This window comes from Streptomyces sp. NPDC037288, from assembly GCF_055603265.1.
Window position 1 is genome coordinate 19,029 of the sequence record NZ_JBVJVY010000011.1, and the last position, 16,875, is coordinate 35,903.

At 70.0% G+C, this 16,875-nt stretch carries 14 protein-coding genes and 2 pseudogenes; 8 read left to right on the forward strand and 8 right to left on the reverse strand.

Translation table 11 applies throughout. The features are described from left to right. Positions 1 to 114 precede the first annotated feature (114 nt). Entirely contained in the window at positions 115 to 2,448 is a 2,334-nt protein-coding gene (locus tag ACZ7GZ_RS15465) for a transglycosylase domain-containing protein (protein WP_471024407.1), read from the reverse strand. 254 nt (positions 2,449 to 2,702) lie between these two features. On the opposite strand from ACZ7GZ_RS15465, the pseudogene ACZ7GZ_RS15470 reads away from it, so the two are divergent. From ACZ7GZ_RS15470 to ACZ7GZ_RS15490, 5 genes and pseudogenes are all read left to right on the forward strand, one after another. After that, positions 2,703 to 2,834: pseudogene (locus tag ACZ7GZ_RS15470) on the forward strand (SPFH domain-containing protein); the annotation flags it as partial. Then, the gene (locus ACZ7GZ_RS15475) at positions 2,780 to 3,058 is read left to right on the forward strand and encodes a type II toxin-antitoxin system antitoxin (protein ID WP_471024408.1); all 279 of its coding nucleotides are present in this window, start codon (positions 2,780 to 2,782) and stop codon (positions 3,056 to 3,058) included. The pseudogene ACZ7GZ_RS15470 and the gene ACZ7GZ_RS15475, both read left to right, overlap by 55 nt. A gap of 100 nt (positions 3,059 to 3,158) precedes the next feature. After that, positions 3,159 to 3,683: a PadR family transcriptional regulator gene (locus tag ACZ7GZ_RS15480; RefSeq protein WP_471024410.1), complete on the forward strand. Its 525-nt coding sequence runs from the start codon at positions 3,159 to 3,161 to the stop codon at positions 3,681 to 3,683. After that, positions 3,680 to 4,369, forward strand: a complete 690-nt coding sequence (locus ACZ7GZ_RS15485; protein WP_471024411.1) for an ABC transporter ATP-binding protein — start codon at positions 3,680 to 3,682, stop codon at positions 4,367 to 4,369. The genes ACZ7GZ_RS15480 and ACZ7GZ_RS15485 overlap by 4 nt, the downstream gene beginning before the upstream one ends. After that, positions 4,366 to 6,705 (forward strand): FtsX-like permease family protein, encoded by a 2,340-nt coding sequence (locus ACZ7GZ_RS15490; protein ID WP_471024413.1) that lies wholly within the window; start codon positions 4,366 to 4,368, stop codon positions 6,703 to 6,705. Before ACZ7GZ_RS15485 ends, ACZ7GZ_RS15490 begins: the two co-directional genes overlap by 4 nt. A gap of 29 nt (positions 6,706 to 6,734) precedes the next feature. On the opposite strand, the gene ACZ7GZ_RS15495 is transcribed toward ACZ7GZ_RS15490, so the two are convergent. Then, complete coding sequence (locus ACZ7GZ_RS15495) at positions 6,735 to 7,673, reverse strand: LysR substrate-binding domain-containing protein (protein WP_471024415.1); 939 nt, start codon at positions 7,671 to 7,673, stop codon at positions 6,735 to 6,737. Positions 7,674 to 7,812: 139 nt separating this feature from the next. On the opposite strand from ACZ7GZ_RS15495, the gene ACZ7GZ_RS15500 reads away from it, so the two are divergent. Together ACZ7GZ_RS15500 and ACZ7GZ_RS15505 are read left to right on the forward strand one after the other, a co-directional pair. After that, positions 7,813 to 8,367 (forward strand): peroxiredoxin, encoded by a 555-nt coding sequence (locus ACZ7GZ_RS15500; protein ID WP_023547062.1) that lies wholly within the window; start codon positions 7,813 to 7,815, stop codon positions 8,365 to 8,367. A gap of 3 nt (positions 8,368 to 8,370) precedes the next feature. Further along, a complete protein-coding gene (locus ACZ7GZ_RS15505) occupies positions 8,371 to 8,904 on the forward strand; it encodes an alkyl hydroperoxide reductase (protein WP_471024416.1) in 534 nt (177 codons plus the stop codon). A 24-nt stretch (positions 8,905 to 8,928) separates the two neighbouring features. On the opposite strand, the gene ACZ7GZ_RS15510 is transcribed toward ACZ7GZ_RS15505, so the two are convergent. The 6 genes and pseudogenes from ACZ7GZ_RS15510 to ACZ7GZ_RS15535 form a co-directional block, all read right to left on the reverse strand. Next, the gene (locus ACZ7GZ_RS15510) at positions 8,929 to 10,251 is read right to left on the reverse strand and encodes an AI-2E family transporter (RefSeq protein ID WP_471024417.1); all 1,323 of its coding nucleotides are present in this window, start codon (positions 10,249 to 10,251) and stop codon (positions 8,929 to 8,931) included. A 142-nt stretch (positions 10,252 to 10,393) separates the two neighbouring features. After that, the gene (locus ACZ7GZ_RS15515) at positions 10,394 to 11,095 is read right to left on the reverse strand and encodes an aggregation-promoting factor C-terminal-like domain-containing protein (RefSeq protein ID WP_471024418.1); all 702 of its coding nucleotides are present in this window, start codon (positions 11,093 to 11,095) and stop codon (positions 10,394 to 10,396) included. A 400-nt stretch (positions 11,096 to 11,495) separates the two neighbouring features. Continuing rightward, positions 11,496 to 12,821, reverse strand: coding sequence for a PhoH family protein (locus tag ACZ7GZ_RS15520; RefSeq protein ID WP_450799149.1), 1,326 nt, complete (start codon positions 12,819 to 12,821; stop codon positions 11,496 to 11,498). 349 nt (positions 12,822 to 13,170) lie between these two features. Beyond that, entirely contained in the window at positions 13,171 to 13,944 is a 774-nt protein-coding gene (locus tag ACZ7GZ_RS15525; RefSeq protein WP_471024419.1) for an isoprenyl transferase, read from the reverse strand. Positions 13,945 to 14,776: 832 nt separating this feature from the next. Beyond that, positions 14,777 to 14,866, reverse strand: a pseudogene (locus ACZ7GZ_RS15530) (SAM-dependent methyltransferase); the annotation flags it as partial. Positions 14,867 to 14,977: 111 nt separating this feature from the next. After that, on the reverse strand, positions 14,978 to 15,850 hold the full coding sequence (locus ACZ7GZ_RS15535) for an LLM class flavin-dependent oxidoreductase (RefSeq protein WP_471024420.1): 873 nt from the start codon (positions 15,848 to 15,850) through the stop codon (positions 14,978 to 14,980). Between the two features lie 118 nt (positions 15,851 to 15,968). Between ACZ7GZ_RS15535 and ACZ7GZ_RS15540 the strand changes: the two genes are divergently transcribed. After that, positions 15,969 to 16,337: a DUF192 domain-containing protein gene (locus ACZ7GZ_RS15540; RefSeq protein WP_360081508.1), complete on the forward strand. Its 369-nt coding sequence runs from the start codon at positions 15,969 to 15,971 to the stop codon at positions 16,335 to 16,337. Positions 16,338 to 16,875: the final 538 nt, after the last annotated feature.

Below are 16,875 nucleotides of genomic sequence, written 5' to 3' on the forward strand. Positions count from 1 at the left end.
ACACTGGGGACGGCAGCGGGGGGGGGTGTGGTGTGGGGGGGGGGGGGGGGCGAGGGGGGGGGGGGGGGGGGGCCCCCCCCCCCCCCCCCCCCCCCCCCCCCTCCCTCATGTCTTCTACTGGTTGCCGGGGTCGAGCGGGTCCTCGGGTGTGACGGGGTCCGTCGGCGGCGGGGTCGTCGGCGGCTCGGTCGTGGGCTGCGTGGGCGGCGGGGTCGTCGGCGGCTCGGTCGGCTTGTGCGAGTGCTTCGGCTTCGGCTTCGGCGAGTGCGACGGCTTGGGCGCCTTGCTGGTCGGCGTGTGCGACGGTGTGCTGGACGGCGTCGGGGAGTGCGACGGCGGCACGGTCGGCTGGATCGCCGCGCCCTGGGTGGTGTCCAGGTCGAACTTGGTGACGCCGTCCATCGCCTCGAAGGTGTAGGCGGCCCAGATCTTCGCCGGAATGGCGCCGCCGTTGATGCGGGCGGGGCGGCCCAGGTTGTCGAGCATGCCGGTCGCACCGGTCAGCGGCACCTGCGCGTGGGTCTTGGAGTCCTCGCCGAACAGGCCGACCGAGGTGACGAGGTCGGGCGTGTAGCCGGTGAACCAGGCCGACTTGTTCTTGTCGGACGTACCGGTCTTGCCGGCGACCTGCTGGCCGTCGCGCGCCGGGTTGGCCGCCACCGACTGGCTGGCCGTACCGTCGTCGACCACGCCGGTGAGCACGGAGGTGACCGTGTCGGCGGCCTCTTCGGGGATCACCTGGTCGCCGATCGGGTTCGGGATGTCGACGGTGCGGTCCTTGTGGTCGGCCGACTTGATGATCGCCGGGGTGACCTTCTTGCCGTGGTTGTCGAGGGTCGCGTAGATGCCGGCCATCTCCAGCGGGCTGGCGCCCATGGAGCCCAGCGTCTGCGCGGGCACCGGCTCCATGCCCTTGGTGTCCATACCGAGCTTGCCGGCGACGTCCATCACCTTGTCCATGCCCACGTCGATGCCCATCTGCGCGAAGACGGAGTTGACGGACTGGTTCATGGCCTTCTGGACGGTGATGGGGCCGTAGCTCTTGTCGTCCTCGTTCGGCGGGCCGAAGCCGACCTTGCTGCCGTGGTCCACGGCCTGGCGGCCGCTGGTGCCGTCGTAGATCGTGCTGGCGGTGATGGGCTGGCCGTCCTGCGTCGTGGCCCCCTCGGCCAGCGCGGCGGCCAGGATCACCGGCTTGAAGGTGGAGGCGGGCTGGTAGTCGGTGCGCGTGGCGTTGTTGCGGTAGTGCTTGAAGTAGTCCGCGCCGCCGTACATGGCGAGGACCCTGCCCGTCTTCGGGTCGACGGACACGGCACCCGGCTGGACGTCGGCGTCGACGGAGCGCTTCTTCGCGTTCAGCTGGCCGGTCAGCTGTTCCTTGACGGCCTGCTCCAGCTGGTGCTGCTTCTTCTTGTCGACGTTGAGCGTGATGGTCCAGCCGCCCTTTCTCACCAGCGCCTCGGCGTCACCGATGGTGGCGGCCTGGCCCTGGGCGACCAGCTGCTTCTCCAGCGCCGCGTTGGCCGCGTCCACCAGGTAGCCGGTCTGGCCCTTCATGCCGGGTGCGGCCTTGGGCGCCTTGGGCGTCGGGAACTGCATGGCCTGGCGCTTGCCCGCGTCCAGCCAGTGCTGCTTGACCATGTTGTCCAGCACGTAGTTCCAGCGGGCCACCGCCAGCTTCTTGCCGGTGTCGGTGGCGAGCGCGAAGTCGTACTGGTTCGGCGCCTGGAGCAGCGCGGCGAGGTAGGCGCCCTCCTGGACCTTGAGGTCCTTGGCGTCCTTGTGGTAGTACGCCTGCGCCGCAGCCTGGATGCCGTAGGCGCCGCGGCCGTAGTAGCTGGTGTTGATGTAGCCCGCGAGGATGTAGTCCTTGGACTTCTGGCGGTCCAGCTTCAGCGAGATGACCAGTTCCTTCAGCTTGCGCGAGACGGTCTGGTTCTGGTCCAGGTAGTAGTTCTTGACGTACTGCTGGGTGATCGTCGAACCGCCCTGCGTGCCGCGCCCCATGACGGTGTTGAGCACACCGCGGGCGGTGCCCCTCAGGTCGACGCCGGAGTCGTGGTAGAAGCTCTTGTTCTCGGCCGCGACGAAGGTGCGCTGGACGTCCTTGGGGACTTCGGCGAGGTCGACGCTCTCCCGGTTGAGCTGGCCGGTGCGGGCGAGCATCGTGCCGTCGCTGTACTTGTAGATGTTGCTCTGCAACTGGGCGTCGGCGTTGCCCTTCGGGATGTCCACGTACATGTACAGCCCGATGAAGGCCGCGATCACCAGCAGGCAGAGCGTGAAGAACGTGCCGAGCACCTTCTTCCAGGTGAACAGCCGGCGTATTCGGCCCTTGGGCGGCTTGCCGCCTGCGGGAGCGGCCGCCGCGGGCGCGGAGCGGCGGCGCTGGGGCGCCGCGCGGCGGCCACCGCGCTGTCGCGCTCGTCTCTCTTCCGCTCGTCCCATGGGTCCCTACGCTCGCTTCCGTCTCGGGGTCAGCTTCGAAAGCTAACACTCGCCTATATGACAAAGGGCGTCCGATCCGTTCTTTTGCGGACGTGAGAATCAGCACCTGCCCCGAGAGAACCGACGGTTCTGGCAGCCCCGGGGTTGCTTCGGGCGCTAAAAGTGCTATCACTTAGCTAGACGCAAGCTAGGCCTGCCGCCGCGGCAGGCCTCAATGAGAAACGGGCAGCACCCATGTCCGCACACGACCCGGCCGGATCGCCGAGGCGGACATCGTGGAACTGGACGAGGAACGGAAGGCGGCGATGGTGTCCAACCTGATGGTCGTGCTGTGCGGGGACCGGGCCCCGCAACCGGTCCTCAACACCGGGACCCTCTACCAGTGACGGACCCCTCGGAGACTCCGAAGCGACGACCGCAGCAGCGCAAGCAGGTGCTGCTGCGGCTGGACCCGTCGGTCTACGAGGCGCTGGCCCGCTGGGCCGGTGACGAGCTGCGGTCGGCCAACGCGCAGATCGAGTTCCTCCTCAGGAAGGCACTGGCGGAGGCGGGACGGCTGCCGAAGGAGACCGGCCCGCTGCCGCGCCGGGGCAGGCCTCCTGTGTCATAACCGTGACAATAGGCCGCCACCTGCACCGCCGTACCGCCCGCCATGATCTCCCCACTCCGCGTATACATGCGGCGTATACACCATGTGTAGAGTGCTCTGCATGTCCATCGGTCACACTCTTCTGGGGCTCCTGGAGTCCGGCCCGCGTCACGGTTACGACCTCAAGCGGGCCTTCGACGAGAAGTTCGGTCACGACCGGCCGCTGCACTACGGCCAGGTCTACTCCACGATGTCCCGGCTGCTGAAGCACGGCCTCGTGGAAGTCGACGGGATCGAGGCGGGCGGCGGGCCCGAGCGCAAGCGGTACGCAATCACCGACGCGGGCATCACCGACGTCGACCGATGGCTCGGCACCCCGGAGAAGCCCGAGGAGTACCTGCAGTCGACCCTCTACACCAAGGTCGTCCTCGCCCTCCTCACCCACCGCGACGCCTCCCTCATCCTCGACACCCAGCGCGCCGAGCACCTGCGCAGCATGCGCATCCTGACCGACCGCAAGCGCAAGGGCGACCTCGCGGACCAGCTGGTCTGCGACCACGCGCTGTTCCACCTGGAGGCCGACCTGCGCTGGCTGGAACTGGCCGCGGCCCGCCTGGACAAGCTGCGTGCGGCGGTGGCCGCGTGACTCCTCCCCCCGGCTCCCTGCTCGCCGCCGAGAACCTGTGCAAGGCCTACGGCCCGACGGTCGCGCTCGACGGCGCCGAGTTCTCCATCCACGCCGGCGAGGTCGTCGCCGTGATGGGCCCCTCCGGCTCCGGCAAGTCGACCCTGCTGCACTGCCTCGCCGGCATCGTGCCGCCCGACTCCGGGTCCATCACCTACGACGGCCGGGAACTGACCGGCATGAGCGACACCGAACGCAGTGCGCTGCGGCGCAGCGAGTTCGGGTTCGTCTTCCAGTTCGGTCAGCTCGTCCCGGAGCTGACCTGTGTGGAGAACGTGGCGCTGCCGCTGCGGCTGAACGGCGCCTCCCGCAAGCAGGCCGAGCGGGCCGCGCTCACCTGGATGGAACGGCTGGAGGTGGACGACCTCAAGGCCAAGCGGCCCGGCGAGGTCTCGGGCGGCCAGGGGCAGCGCGTCGCGGTGGCACGGGCGCTGGTCACCGGACCCCGGGTGGTGTTCGCCGACGAGCCGACCGGCGCCCTCGACTCCCTCAACGGCGAACGCGTGATGGAGTTGCTGACCGACGCGGCCCGCTCCACCAACGCGGCCGTCGTCCTGGTCACGCACGAGGCCCGGGTGGCCGCCTACTCCGACCGCGAGATCGTCGTACGCGACGGCAAGTCCCGGGACATGGAGCGCGCCGTATGAACGCCCGCCAGTGGTCCAGAGACCTCGGTATGGGCGTCCGGTTCGCCTTCACCGGCGGGCGCGAGGGCTGGATCCGGGTCCTGCTGACGGCGGTCGGGGTCGGCCTCGGCGTGGCACTGCTGCTGCTGACGACCGCGATCCCGAACGCGCTGGCCGTACGGCAACAGCGCGAGGACGCTCGCCAGGACTACACCTACGGCCCGTACCGGCCGAAGGCCGCCGACACCCTGCTGATCTCCGACGCCGACACCGTCTACCGCGGCAGCGACATCCGCGGCCGGCTGGTGGAACCGGAGGGGCCGCGGGCGCCGCTCGCACCGGGCCTGTCGAAGTACCCGGCGCCGGGCGAGATGGTCGTCTCCCCCGCGCTGAAGGACCTCCTCGGCTCCGATGCCGGAAAGCTGCTGCGCGAGCGGCTGCCGTACCGGATCGTCGGCACCATCGGCGAGCCCGGACTCATCGGCTCGCACGATCTCGCCTACTACGCCGGGGGGAAAGACCTGGCCCCGCAAGTCAACGGCTGGCGGACGGCCCGTATCACCCGCTTCGGACCGCCGCAGGAGGTCCCGCCCGACAAGACGGACCCGATCCTCCTGCTGCTCGTACTGGTCGTCTTCGTGGTGCTGCTGACACCGGTCGCCGTGTTCATCGCCACGGCCGTACGGTTCGGCGGCGAGCGGCGCGACCGCAGGCTGGCCGCGCTGCGGCTGGTGGGCTCCGACAGCCGGATGACCCGGCGGATCGCGGCGGGCGAAGCGCTCGCCGGCTCCCTGGTCGGACTGGTCTTCGGCACCGTCTTCTTCCTGCTCGGCCGTCAGCTCGCTGGCTCGGTCGAGATCCTGGACATCAGCGTCTTCCCCAGCTACCTCGACCCCTCCCCGGCGCTGGCCGCCCTGGTCGCGGTCGCCGTTCCGGCGGCGGCGGTGCTGGTCACCCTGTTCGCGCTGCGCGGGGTGGTCATCGAGCCGCTGGGCGTGGTCCGTGCGGCCAGGCCCAGGCGCCGCCGGCTGTGGTGGCGGCTGCTGCTGCCGCTGGGCGGACTGGCGTGCCTCGCGCCGATGATCGGACAGGGCCGCCAGGGCGACTTCAACCGGTATCTGGTGGTCGGCGGCGTCCTGCTGCTGCTCTTCGGCCTGACGGCGCTGCTGCCGTGGGCGGTCGAGGCGGCGGTGGCCCGGCTCGGGCGCGGCGGGGTGGCCTGGCAACTGGCGGTACGGCGGCTGCAGTTGAGCAGCGGTTCGGCGGCCCGGATGGTGAACGGCATCGCGGTCGCGGTGGCCGGGGCGATCGCGCTGCAGATGCTGTTCGCGGGCGTCCAGGGCGACTTCACCAAGTCCACCGGGCAGGACACCGACCGGGTGCAGATGCAGGTCAACCTGTCCCAGGGTCTCCCCTTCCGCCCGGCGGCCGAGAAGTTCGCCACGACCAAGGGCGTGCGCAAGGTCACCGCGCTGGGCAGCACCGACCTCGGCGACCGGCGCTTCCGCTCCGACGAGGGGCCGGAGAACTCCGTCGGCCTCACCGTCGGCACCTGCGCCGCGCTGCGCGAGGTGGCCGACCTGCCGGACTGCCACGACGGGGACGTCTTCACGGCGACCGGCGGGGAACGGGACGCCGACGTGGCGAAGCTCGCCCGTCCGGGCCGCACCCTCCACGCCAACTCGAGCGACGGCCTGCGCGACGGCCGCGACGTCGTGTGGACCGTGCCGAGGGGGCTGAAGCAGGCCCGGGCGATCACCAGCCCGAACGGGATCAAGGAGAGCGGCCTGCTGATGACACCGGCCGCCGTGCCCGGCCGGTTGAGCAGCACGCTGACCGGAGCGATGTACCTCTCGCTCGACGAGTCGGTGCCGGACGTGCACGACCACGTCCGCAACACGGCCGCCCGGATCGACCCGTTGGCGGACACGATGGTGTATTCGGCCATCGACCGGTCGGCTCAGTTCACCTCCATCCGCACCGGAACGTTCGCCGGCGCCCTCTGTGTGCTCGCGCTGATCGGTGTGAGCCTGCTGGTCTCCCAGCTGGAGCAGTTGCGCGAGCGCAGGAAGCTGCTGTCGGCGCTGGTCGCCTTCGGCACCCGGCGGCGCACCCTGGGCATGTCGGTGCTCTGGCAGACGGCGATCCCGATCGCCCTGGGCCTGCTGCTCGCCCTGGCCATGGGGCTGACGCTGGGCGCGGTGCTGCTGAACATGGTGGGCACGGCGGTGAGCGTGGACTGGCCGGGCGTGCTGTCGATGACCGGCGCGGGTGCGGCCGTCATCCTGGCCGTGACCTTGCTGAGCCTGCCGCCGCTGCTGCGGTTGATGCGGCCGGAGGGGCTGCGGACGGAGTAGAGCGGGGCTGGGACCCCGTCCCCGCAGCGCTAGTCCAGCACCCGTACCGGCAACGCGCACAGCGCCTCGCGCAAAGCGGCGGCCAGCTCCTCGTACTCCGCGGAGCGCGCCGCCCCCGACCGCATCGCCAGGGCGACCCGGCGGCTGGGGGCGGGCTCGGCGAAGGAGCCGGTGAGGAGCTGGCTGCTGCGGGTCGTCTCCAGCCTGAGCGCCGTACGCGGGAGCAGGGTGCACCCGAGGCCGCCCGCGACCAGCTGGACAAGGGTCGACAGTCCGGCGGCCGTGGTCGTCACCGGCGCGTCCTCACGCCCCGCCTCCCGGCAGATGTCCAGGGCCTGGTCGCGCAGGCAGTGGCCCTCGTCCAGGAGGAGCAGGTTCAGCTCCTTCAGCGCCTCGCGCGGAATGCCCTCACGACCCCCGAGCCAGTGGTCGAGCGGGGTGACGAGCACGAAGTCCTCGTCGAACAGGGGGAGTTCGACGACTCCGGGGACACCTAGCGGGACCGCCAGCAACAGCAGGTCGAGACGGCCGGAGCCCAGGCCGTCGATCAGGCTGGCCGTCTGCTCCTCGTGGACCTGGAGGTCGAGGTGCGGGTAGCGGTCGTGGACGAGCCGCAGCACCGTCGGCAGCAGATACGGCGCGACCGTGGGGATCACGCCGAGGCGCAGGACTCCGGTGAAGGGCGCCCGGACCGCCTCGGCCTCCTCCAGCAGCACCCCGACCGCGTCCAGCACCGCCTTCGCCCGTACGGCAAGACGCTCCCCGGCGGGCGAGAGCAGCACCTTGCGCGTCGTACGCTCGAGGAGGGTCACGCCCAGGGTCTCCTCCAGCGCCGAGACGGCGCCCGACAGGGCGGGCTGGCTCATCCCGATGGCCGCCGCCGCGTCCCGGAAGTGCAGATGCTCGGCGACGGCGGCGAAGGCACGCAGCTGCGCGAGGCTCGGCTGCCTCCGCTTCCCGTTACTCATGGTCACTGATAACCACCTCCGATCAACCTGACCGAGTGTAGCTATTTCACTAATCAATGCACCCTGTGCCAACATCGACAAAGTCCAACCCATGGGAAACATCCTCAAAAGGGGTGTTTCTTCGCTGCAAGGAGAGCATGTGCTCACTGTCGGTGACAAGTTCCCCGAGTTCGAACTGACCGCCTGCGTCTCGCTGGAGAAGGGCAAGGAGTTCGAGCAGATCCACCACAAGTCCTACGAGGGCAAGTGGCTGGTCGTGTTCGCATGGCCGAAGGACTTCACCTTCGTCTGCCCGACCGAGATCGCCGCGTTCGGGAAGCTGAACGACGAGTTCGCCGACCGCGACGCCCAGATCCTCGGCTTCTCCGGTGACTCCGAGTTCGTCCACCACGCCTGGCGCAAGGACCACCCGGACCTGACCGACCTGCCGTTCCCGATGATGGCCGACTCCAAGCACGAGCTGATGCGCGACCTGGGCATCGAGGGCGAGGACGGCTTCGCGCAGCGCGCCGTCTTCGTCGTCGACCCGAACCGCGAGATCCAGTTCACGATGGTCACCGCCGGTTCCGTGGGCCGTAACCCCAAGGAGGTCCTGCGGGTCCTGGACGCCCTGCAGACCGACGAGCTGTGCCCGTGCAACTGGAGCAAGGGCGAGGACACCCTGGACCCGGTCGCGCTGCTGGCTGGTGAGTGACCCATGTCGCTCGACTCGCTGAAGTCCCGCGTTCCGGACTACGCCAAGGACCTCAAGCTCAACCTGGGCTCGGTCATCGGCAACTCCGACCTGCCGGCGCAGCAGCTGTGGGGCACGGTGCTGGCGACCGCCATCGCCTCCCGTTCCCCGATCGTGCTGCGGGAGCTGGAGCCGGAGGCCAAGGCGAACCTCTCGCCGGAGGCGTACACGGCCGCCAAGTCGGCCGCCGCGATCATGGCGATGAACAACGTCTTCTACCGGACGCGTCACCTGCTGTCCGACCACGAGTACGGCACCCTGCGCGCCGGTCTGCGGATGAACGTCATCGGCAACCCGGGCGTTGAGAAGGCCGACTTCGAGCTGTGGTCGTTCGCGGTCTCCGCCATCAACGGCTGCGGCCTGTGCCTGGACTCGCACGAGCAGGTGCTGCGCAAGGCCGGCGTGGAGCGCGAGGTCGTCCAGGAGGCGTTCAAGATCGCTTCGGTGATCCAGGCGGTCGGCGTCACCCTCGACGCGGAGGCCGTGCTGGCCGAGTAGGGCCCGCGGCTCCACAGGCCCCGCTCACCCCACGTGAGCGGGGCCTTCCGCGTTCTCCTCGACGGTCCCGTCCGCGAGCTCCGCGGCGGCCTTCCGCTGCTGCAACTCCTCCGAGTACTGCCGCAGATACCCCACCACCGTGTTCGCCACCGCCACCAGCGGTACGGCCACCACCGCGCCGCCGATGCCGGCCACCATGCCGCCGGCCGCGACCGTGAGGACGACCGCCAGCGGGTGGACGCGGACCGCGCGGCCGAGGATGAACGGCTGCAGGACGTGGCCCTCGATCTGCTGCACCGCGAGGACGACCACCAGGGTCATGACGGCCGTGAAGACGCCCTGGGTCACCAGCGCCACGATCACCGCGAGCGCGCCGGAGGCGACCGCGCCGACCAGCGGGATGAAGGAGAACAGGAAGATGAAGACGGCCAGCGGGACGGCCATCGGCACGTCCAGGAAGTAGATGCCGATGCCGATGAAGATGGCGTCGATCAGGGCGACCAGGACCGTGCCGCGGACGTAGGCGGTCAGGGTGCGCCAGGCGCGCGGACCGGCGCCCGCCACGCCCGGGCGGGCCGCGGCGGGCACCAGCCTCAGGAACCACTCCCAGATGCGCTTGCCGTCGTAGAGCAGGAACAGCGTCGAGAAGAACACCAGCAGGATGCTGGTGAGGGTCTCGATGATGACCTGAACGCCCTCCAGGCCCGCGGACGTTATCTGGTCGGCGTTGGCGCCGATCGCCTCGCGGAGGTTCTTGGCGATCTGGTTGATCTGCTTGTCGGTGACGTGGAAGGGGCTCTTCAGCAGCCAGTCGCGCAGGTCGTCGATGCCGGACTGGATCTGGGTGGAGAGCGTGTCGATGTTCTCCATGACCTGCCAGGTCACGAACCAGCCCATCAGCCCGATGACGACGAACCCGCTGATCGCGGTGAGCGCGGTGGCGAGGCCGCGCGGGACTCCGCGGCGGGTGAGCCGGGCGACCGTCGGCTGCAGCAGCGCGGTGACGAGCAGGGCGATGACGAAGGCGAACACCACCAGCTGGACGGCGCTGATGACGCGCATCAGGACCCAGACGGTGCCGGCGAGGACCAGCAACCGCCAGCCGGCCTCGGCCGCCACCCGTACGCCCCAGGGCACGGCCTCGGCGGGGTCGGGGCGGGGACCGCCGGCCGGGGGTGCGGGCCGGCTGGCGGGGGGCGGGGTCTCGGCGGCGGCCGGGGCGGGAGGCGGGGACGCGGCGAGCGGATCGCTGTCCTGCTCCACCTCCGCGCGCCGCTCGTCGAGGCGCTCGCTCATCTCGGTGAGACCGGCGCCCAGCCGGCCGAGCCACCCTGGCACTCGCGACATGATCCGTCCTCTTCCCCCGCGTCCCCGCGTGCTCGCCACCTCTCCTCCCCCTGGAGGTATGCCGGGTACGACCGTACAGGGCGAAAGCCCCTCCCCTGAGGACGGGGAGGGGCTGCGCAAGGTTGAGCGTGGCCGACCGGGCCTAGTACCAGTGGTTGGCCGACCAGAACGACCAGGCCTGGCACGGACTGCCGTACCGGCTGTTCATGTAGTTGAGGCCCCACTTGATCTGGGTGGCCGGGTTGGTCTGCCAGTCGGCACCGGCGGACGAGTACTTACCGGCGGGCAGGGCCTGGAACAGGCCGTAGGCACCGGAGGAGGCGTTGACCGCCTGGTAGTTCCAGCTGGACTCGTGGTCCACGATGTTGCTGAAGCACTGGAACTGGTCGCCCGCCACCATCTGACGCGCCATCGCCTGGATCTGCGCGACGGTGTAGCTGCTCCGGACGGGGAAGCTGGAGGAATCGCGCGCGGCGGAGCGGCTGGCCACCTTCTTGGCCTCGGCGCGTTCCTTGGCCTCCTTGGCCGCCTGCTCGGCCGCCGCCTTCTTGGCGACCGCGGTCTCGGCGGCAGCCTTGCGGGCCGCCTCCTCGGCGTCCTTCTTGGCGCTCGTGTCCGCGGCGATGGCCTGGGCGTCGGCCTGCTGCGTCAGGGACGCGGACTGCACCTGGGCCTGCTGGCCCGCGGGTATGTCCGCGAGGAGCGTGGTGTCGGCTGCCGTCGCCTCGGCGTCGTTGTTGTTCTGCTGCGCGACGCTGCCCGAGGCAACTCCGACGACGCTTCCGACGGCGGTGACCGCGGTGGCCGAGGCCACTGCGAATCCCCGGACCGAAATCCGGCTCACACGGTTTCCTTCCAGCATCGCCCGCTTCGGTGACCCTGGCGGACGCAATCGTGCCCCTGACACTGGCCTCCCAACTGCGGGGTCACGGGAGGCACGGGCCCGGTGGGCAACTCCCCTTCGGGGAGCGCCGCGTGGTGCTCGGGCGGCATACGACGAACTCTATGGAGTTGGTGGTGCTTCTGTGGTGCTGTACCGCTGGGGGTACAGGTGTGTCGTATGCGGGGCCTGACAGGACTGAGACTCTGCCGTAACCGGACGCCGAGTGGCAATTCTGCGTTGAGTGTGAAAGGTCACATCTCGTTTGGCCCTCGGGATTTTCGGAAAGCTCCACACGCCGAGGCGCCGCCCGGCTAGGCTCTGATGCCTTTGCCGGACGGCGCCAACTGCGGTGCGGAACGGGTCAGATGTGGCCGTCCTCCAGCATTTCGGTCACAAGCGCGGCAATCTGGGACCTCTCGGACCGGGTCAGTGTCACGTGCGCGAAGAGCGGGTGTCCCTTCAGCTTCTCCACGACGGCGACCACACCGTCGTAGCGACCGACGCGCAGATTGTCCCGCTGTGCCACGTCATGAGTGAGAACCACTCGTGAATTGGCGCCGATTCGGGACAGAACGGTGAGAAGTACGTTCCGTTCGAGCGACTGCGCCTCGTCCACGATCACGAACGCGTCGTGCAGCGAACGGCCGCGGATGTGGGTGAGCGGGAGCACCTCCAGCATGCCGCGCGCGGTGACCTCCTCGATGACCTCGCGGCTGGTGACCGCGGACAGCGTGTCGAAGACGGCCTGCGCCCACGGGCTCATCTTCTCCGCCTCGGAACCGGGCAGATAGCCCAGCTCCTGTCCGCCGACCGCGTACAGCGGCCGGAAGACCATCACCTTCTGGTGCTGACGGCGTTCCAGGACCGCCTCCAGCCCGGCGCACAGCGCCAGCGCCGACTTGCCGGTGCCGGCCCGGCCGCCCATCGAGACGATCCCGACGTCCGGGTCGAGCAGCAGGTCGAGCGCGATGCGCTGCTCGGCGCTGCGGCCCTTGATGCCGAACGCCTCCCGGTCGCCGCGCACCAGACGGACGTTCCCCTCCGCGGTGATGCGGCCGAGGGCCTTGCCGCGCTCGGACTGGATGGTCAGGCCGGTGTGCACGGGGAGGCCCGAAGCCTCCGGGACATACACATGGCCTTCCTCGAAGAGGATGTCCACCTGTTCCCCGGGCAGCGTCAGTTCGGACATTCCGGTCCAGCCGGAGTTCTCCGTGATGGCGAGTTCGGCCCGGTACTCCTCGGCGAGCAGCCCGACGGAGGACGCCTTGATCCTCAGGGGCAGGTCCTTCGACACGACCGTGACGTCGTACCCCTCGGCCTGCAGGTTGCGGGCCACCGCGAGGATGCGGGAGTCGTTGTCCCCCAGGCGGTAGCCGGTGGGCAACACGCTGGGGTCCGAGTGGTTGAGCTCGACACGGACGGTCCCGCCCAGCTCCCCGATCGGGATGGGGGCGTCGAGGCGACCGTTCTTCACCCGGTAGTCGTCCAGCAGGCGCAGGGCCTGGCGGGCGAAGTAGCCGAGTTCCGGATGGTGCCGCTTGGCCTCCAGTTCCGTGACCACCACGATGGGGAGCACGACCTCGTGCTCGTCGAAGCGGGTCAGGGCGTTCGGGTCGGCCAGCAGGACGCTGGTGTCGAGAACATAGGTGCGCCGATCTGGCTTGTGGCGCTTTGTGCTGGTCACCACGGAAGGACGTACCCCCTCGGATGAGGTCGGGGAGCGACGAGGCTGAGCTGGACCGGTGTCTGGCCCCCGCGTACGGCGGGCCGTGAACCGGCCCTCCGCGGCTGCTTCCGTGCAGTGACCGCACGATCGGGCTGGTGCAAAGGGCCTCCCGGGCGGACGGCCCCGAGCCGCCCGCTGAGATCCGACACCCGTGGTTCGGGTGTCGACCTGTTTGCCTTATGCCCTCGAACATGCGCCGCCATGCAAAAGCGGCCATCGGCGTGCCGGTGAACTCCTTGTTAAGTCCGCCCGAACCGGGGTAAGCGGAACGCCCCGCTGCCGTGGCGGCCAGCGGGGCGTCCGGTGTGTCTCAGCCGCCGTAACGGCGGTGACGTGCGGCGTAGTCGCGCAGGGCGCGCAGGAAGTCGACCTTGCGGAAGGCGGGCCAGAAGACCTCGCAGAAGTAGTACTCGGAGTGCGCGGTCTGCCACAGCATGAATCCGGACAGCCGCTGTTCGCCGCTGGTGCGGATGACGAGGTCCGGGTCGGGCTGGTCGCCGGTGTAGAGGTGACGGCCGATCATGTCGACGTCGACGGACTCGGCGAGGTCCTCCATCGCGACGCCCTTGTCCCGGGCGTCGAGGAGCATGGAGCGCACGGCGTCGGCGATCTCCTGCCGTCCGCCGTAGCCGATGGCCACGTTGACGACTATGCCGTCGATGGGGGCGGTGGCCTCCTCGGCCTCCTTCAGGGTGCGCTGCATCCCGGCCGGCAGCAGGTCCATCGTGCCGACGTGGTGCACGCGCCAGCGGCCGTCGGCGGCCAGGGTGCGGACGACGTCCTCGATGATGCCGAGCAGCGGGACCAGTTCGTCCTGGGGCCGGTCGAAGTTGTCCGTGGACAGCAGCCACAGGGTGACGACCTCGACGTCGGTCTCGGTGCACCAGCCGAGGAACTCCTCGATCTTCTCGGCACCGGCCCGGTGGCCGTGGACGGTGGTGGAGCCGGACGCCTTCGCCCAGCGGCGGTTGCCGTCCATGATGACGCCGATGTGCTTGGGCACCTGATCGTGGTCCAGGTGTCCCTCCACCCGGCGCGCGTAGAGCCTGACGAGCAGGCTGCGCAGGTTGTCGCGCAGGTTCACGTGGCCCTCCGGGGTCTGGCGTGGGGGTCGGTGCGGACGGTTGCCCGAGCAGTTGAGCCTACCCCCGCCGGGGGCTTGGTTCTGGCCCGGGTTCGGGGATCGGGGGGCCGGTGTGGCCGCAACCTCGTCGCCGCCTGCCGGCCCGCCGTGGCCGGTCGCGCCCACGCTGCGGAACCGCATACCGAGCACAGTCCCGCGCCCCTGGGACTGGGACGCTCGTCGCATGCCGAGGGGTTCCCGGGGATTCCCGGAGTTCCCGGGGAAAGGCCCGCCGTCTGCCGGGGGACGAAAAAACGGGCCGGTCCGTGGGGGGGAGACGGACCGGCCCGAGGGGGGTTTCCACCATAACCCTTCGTAAGGGATGGTGGGTGCATCGGCGACCGACAACTACTCTCCGAAGTCACCCGGCGACGCCTCGGTGGGTGCGGAACGGTGGATTCAGGGGTGTTTCATGGCCGGTTCACAGCGCAATCCCAGGGAAAACCGGTCGGATACGAAAGGATTCGGAGGGGTTCCGGAAGGTTTGAGCCATCTTGAGGAGGGTCGGCGGGTCGCGGGCGGGGTCCCCCCGACGGGCTACCCGTGGGTGAATGCCGACTTGACGGTTCCGCTACGGGACGCGGGGGAGGACCACCCGGTTCACAGCGCCGCGCAGCCCCCTCCACTGCGCGGCGCCGCCCGCGCAGCTTTGCTTGCGCGAATAACCTTGGTCTGAACTTACGTGACCGGTGGGACAGGTGTGAACCGGAGCCGATAACAATGTGGAAACCCCAGGGAACGTCAGGGTGAACGACGTCGGTTTTCAGCTGTTTTCTCCGGATCGCCCGGTGCCTCAGCGAGTCGGCTTGCGGGCGTCGAAGAGGTGCCGGGAACTGTGCGCCACGAAGGGGCCCTCCTGCTGGATCCGCCCGTGCAGTGCGCGATCGACGGCGCGACCGGTGACCGTCCTGCGGTCACCGGCTCGGGCTCCGGCTGACCGTGTCGTACACCGTCTCGTGACTGACAACGCCCTGCAACGCCCCGCCACGTGCGGTTACGGCACCAGCGGCCGGACCTCCTCCGCCGCGAACCGCACGAACCCCTCCGGGTCGGGCTCGTCCCCGGTCGGCTGCAGTACGACGGTGTGGGCACCGGCCTCGGCGAGCCGTCGTACGGCCGCGGCGACGGCACCCGCGTCCCCCGCGACGCCCACATCCGTGGCTGCCTGCAGCCCCTCGGCGGCGAGTTCGGCCCGCAGCCGGTCATCGGCTCCGGCCCCGGTGGCAGCCAGCAGATAGACAACGACCCTGTGCTGCTCACTGCGCCCCGCCTCCCGCTGCCCCTCCTCGATGAGCCGCCGGGCCTGTCGTACGCCGTCCGGGGAGGTGGAGGCGGTGAGGAGCGTACCGTCCGCCTTGGCGCCGGAGAGGCGGAGCGTGCGTGGCCCGGTGGCGCCGGCGAAGACCGGCACGGCGTGCTCCGGGGGCCAGTCGAGGGCCACGCCGTCCAGCGTGACGTACCGCCCCTGGACGCTGAGCGTCTCCCCGTTCAACAGGGCACGCAGGGCGTCGAGATGCTCGCCGAGGAGGGTGAGCGGCGAGGCGGCCCGTGCCCCGACCTGCCCCATCCAGTCCTGCACGCCGTGCCCGACGACGACGGTCGCGCGGCCGGGGAACATCCGGTGCAGCGACGCGGTCTCCATCGCGGTCACGGCGACGTTCCTCAGGGGCACGGGCAGCAGCCCGACACCCACGCGCACACGTTCCGTCCACGCGAGCGCCGCGGCGGCCGTCGAGATCCCGCCCTCCAGGAAACAGTCCTCCCACAACCACAGCTCTTCGAGCCCCACGTCATCCGCTGTGCGGGCCACCGCCCGCAGCCGCTCGGGCGGAAGCTGGGGGCGAAACACGACACCGAGTCCTGTCATGGGTCTCTTCCTAGTGGGAGGCGGTCGCCCGGGCAACTCCTTTGATTTCTCGGCACCTTCCACCTGCAGGCGTCGCCCGCAGCGCTGTGGGTACCGTCACTGCGGAGGTGGCCTTCGGATGGCACGGTGGCGGGACGGACGGGGTCGGCTGGTCGTGCAGGGGAGCGGTGACGACGCCGCGGTCTCCGTTCCCCTGGAAATCGCGACCTCCTACCGGGCCCGTACCAGGGGGTTGTTGGGCCGCGACTCGGTAAAGGGGGCCATGCTGCTCTCCCCCGCCGGCGGAGTGCACACCTTCCGTATGCGGATCCCCATCGACGTCGCCTACCTCGACCGCACCCTCACCGTCATCGCCGTCCGGACAATGAAGCCGGGCCGCCTGGGCCTGCCTCGGCTGCGGTCGCGGCATGTACTGGAGGCGGAGGCGGGGGCAATGGCGGGCTGGGGAATGAAGACAGGCGTTCGGGTCGCCGTCGAGGCCGAGTAGACCTACCAAGTCACCAACGCGACCCTGGCGAGGGATTTGCGTTCTGGTTCGACGAACCGGCGGGCGGCCCGTCTCCAGTGCTTCGACCACGGAGGTGAACATGGCCCGCACGCTCGGTCACACCACAGCGCAGCGGTCGACCAGGTCCGGTTCGACTGGGACCCCGGAAAGGCCACTCCGATCGGACCGACGACCGTGACCGATGCGGACATGGCTCGTCTGCACAGGACGGGACTGGCGAAGGAGTACGACATGAGAGGCAGTGGGACGGTGCGGCACTACGACTTGGGCACCGGGTCGGGTTCGCTGCCTGCCCCCGCCGATCCCGGACGGGACGGGACGCGCACGGGCATCGGGCGCAACGGAGACGCCCGATGAGGAACACGCCCTCTCGCCCGATCTGCTCCGCGCGCCGACGCCGAGCGGTTCTCGGCGCCCTGTGTGCGGCCCTGGCCTGCTCGCTGGTTGCCTGTTCATCGTCTGCCGCACCAAGGTCACCGGCACATGAGGGGTCCGAAGGCGGACGCCGCATCCCGTA